General features: G+C 53.3%; 3 protein-coding genes. 2 read left to right on the top strand and 1 reads right to left on the bottom strand.

What is annotated here, in order from left to right:
- The first annotated feature begins 113 nt into the window (after nucleotides 1-113).
- Nucleotides 114-881: a nickel pincer cofactor biosynthesis protein LarB gene (larB, locus tag ACFPYJ_RS18355; RefSeq protein ID WP_379189628.1), complete on the top strand. Its 768-nt coding sequence runs from the start codon at nucleotides 114-116 to the stop codon at nucleotides 879-881.
- 1 nt (nucleotide 882) lies between these two features.
- Complete coding sequence (gene larC, locus ACFPYJ_RS18350; protein ID WP_379189627.1) at nucleotides 883-1,899, top strand: nickel pincer cofactor biosynthesis protein LarC; 1,017 nt, start codon at nucleotides 883-885, stop codon at nucleotides 1,897-1,899.
- A 21-nt stretch (nucleotides 1,900-1,920) separates the two neighbouring features.
- On the opposite strand, the gene larC2 is transcribed toward larC, so the two are convergent.
- Nucleotides 1,921-2,397: a nickel pincer cofactor biosynthesis protein LarC2 gene (gene larC2, locus ACFPYJ_RS18345; protein ID WP_379189626.1), complete on the bottom strand. Its 477-nt coding sequence runs from the start codon at nucleotides 2,395-2,397 to the stop codon at nucleotides 1,921-1,923.
- Nucleotides 2,398-2,509: the final 112 nt, after the last annotated feature.

Below are 2,509 nucleotides of genomic sequence, written 5' to 3'. Positions count from 1 at the left end.
ATCGCACTTGGTTTCTCTTACGTCACGCTCGATCTGCAAGGTTACCGGACCGGCAGTATGAACGAGGTACTCGGCAGCGAAACTGTAGACAAAGTCAAGAAAGCCGCTATCCGATGATGGATATCGGACACATTCTGAAGCTTGTTCAAGCGGGAGACCTGTCGGCTGAGGAAGCGGAATTACGGTTGAAGTCAATCATGCCGGGTGAAGAAGATCTCGGTTTCGCGCAGCTGGACCTGAACCGCGAGCAGCGAACCGGCTTTCCTGAGGTTATTTTCGGGGAAGGGAAAACGGCCGAGCAGATCATACTTATTATGCAGAAAATGATGGCGCACAATGATCGCGTGCTCGCTACAAGAATTGATTCCGCGAAAGCGGATGCGATTGCCGCGGCGATCAGCGGTTCCGTCTACCATCCGACACCGCGCGCGGTAACCTGGTTTCGCAACCCGCCCCTGGAGAAGCACGATGGCTATATCGCGGTCGTCTGCGCCGGCACTTCGGATTTGCCGGTAGCGGAAGAGGCCGCCTTAACGGCGGAGTGTATGGGCAGCCGGGTGGAGCGGGTGTATGACGTCGGTGTTGCCGGCATCCATCGGTTGTTCAGGAGACTCCCCTTGATCCGAGGTGCGAATGCGATCGTTGTCGCGGCGGGCATGGAAGGCGCACTGACCAGTGTCGTTGGCGGTCTGGTCGCCAGCCCCATCATCGCCGTTCCGACGAGCATCGGATACGGAGCAAACCTGCAGGGTTTGGCAGCGCTGCTGTCCATGTTGAATTCATGCTCCCCCGGCGTTTCAGTCGTCAATATCGACAACGGCTTCGGTGCCGGTTATATGGCGGGACTCATCAACCAAAATATGTCAAAAAGGTTGGGATAGCTTGAAGATCATTTACTTCGACTGCTTCTCCGGGATTAGCGGTGATATGACGCTGGCCGCGTTAATCGATGCGGGAGCCGACCGGGAGTATGTCGAGCGCGAATTGGCCAAAATTCGCATCGAACCTTTCACTTTGCAGTGGCAGCGGGTTTCTAAGCAGGGGATATCAGCCTTAAAAATGGACGTTCTGCTCGAGCCTGACGCCCTGCCTCAACATCATCGCCATTATTCGGAAATCGTGACGATGATCCGGCAGGCTGGCTTCAACGAACGCGTCGTATCGCTGAGCCTTGCCATCTTCGATAAAATCGGGACGTCGGAAGCGAAAATCCATAACATTCCTGTTGAAACCGTTCATTTCCATGAAGTCGGAGCGATCGATTCCATCGTGGACGTCATCGGAGTCGCGCTTGCTCTCGATTCGCTTGGCATCGAACGGATCTACTGCTCCCCGGTGCCGCTTGGATCGGGAACCGTTAAATGCAGCCACGGCATCTATCCTGTACCGGCGCCGGCAACGCTGGAGATGATGAAAGGATTGCCGATCGCTGCGACCGTTTACCGGATGGAAATGACGACGCCTACCGGTGCGGGTATCGCTTCGGGGATTGTGGATGAATTTTCCTCCGGGCTGCCTCCGATGATTGTCGAATCCATCGGATACGGCGCCGGCACCCGGGATCTTCCCGACCAACCGAACGTACTCCGCGTCGTGGTCGGCGTATTGGAAGAGCCGATCGCAGGCCGCCTGCAGCAAGCGCCGAACCGAGTCAATCATGGAAGCAGGCAGCTTCACGACCATGAGCACGAGCATCCACATGGACATCAGCACGAGCACGAGCATCCACATGGACATCAGCATGAGCACGAGCATCCAAACGTCCATGAGCATAAACACGATCATGCTCATAAACACGATCATGCTCATAAACACGATCATGCTCATAAACACGACCATGCTCATAAACACGACCATGCTCATGGAAATCAACAGCATTCTCATGAGCGAGAGACTTAAAGGGTCTCTCACACAGCAGCCTTACTTTTCCTTTTCTGTGCCAAACTGTCTTCGGGCTGCTTCATATACGGCTTGCAGCGGGACGTTGTTCGCTTTGGCAGCCCGCTCGCAATCCGCAAATTCAGGGGCAAACTGAACAAGCTCGCCGCGATGATAGCCGGTTTTTACAGTAATGTCGCCCCAGGGAGTGGTTACTTTCTCGAATCCTCTTCCCAACCGGTGGCATGCGGCGCGCATATAGCGTAAGCCTAACGTGGTCGTTTCCCGAAAAATGACGGTTTCCGCTTTCTCAAGCAAATTCGCGTGAATCAGCACGTTCAGCATCAACCCCGGTCTTCCTTTCTTCATGATGATCGGGATCCAATAGACATCGTTGGCACCCATTTCCAGCAGCTTATCCGTCACAAAAGGGCTCCATTCCGGGTTCATGTCATCAATATTGGCCTGTATGATAACCATCTCTTCGTCCAGATGCTCATTGGTATGATCGAATTTCATTTGCGTTTCCCCTCACTTTATTGGATGTAGACATTCTCTTTCTTTATAGTAGCTTAATTAAGTAGAATTCGATACGTTGTCTAGGTTAGGGTAGCGACTATTATTTTACAAA

The organism is Paenibacillus solisilvae, from assembly GCF_042656405.1.
GTDB lineage: Bacteria > Bacillota > Bacilli > Paenibacillales > Paenibacillaceae > Paenibacillus_Z > Paenibacillus_Z solisilvae.
The sequence above is the reverse complement of the archived record's forward strand: the minus strand, read 5'-3'. Positions and strand labels throughout refer to the sequence as shown.

Excerpts from the sequence above, each read along its gene's own strand:
- larB (WP_379189628.1), top strand. The coding sequence starts at position 114 with ATGATGGATATCGGACACATTCTGAAGCTTGTTCAAGCGGGAGACCTG.
- larC2 (WP_379189626.1), bottom strand. The coding sequence starts at position 2,397 with ATGAAATTCGATCATACCAATGAGCATCTGGACGAAGAGATGGTTATC.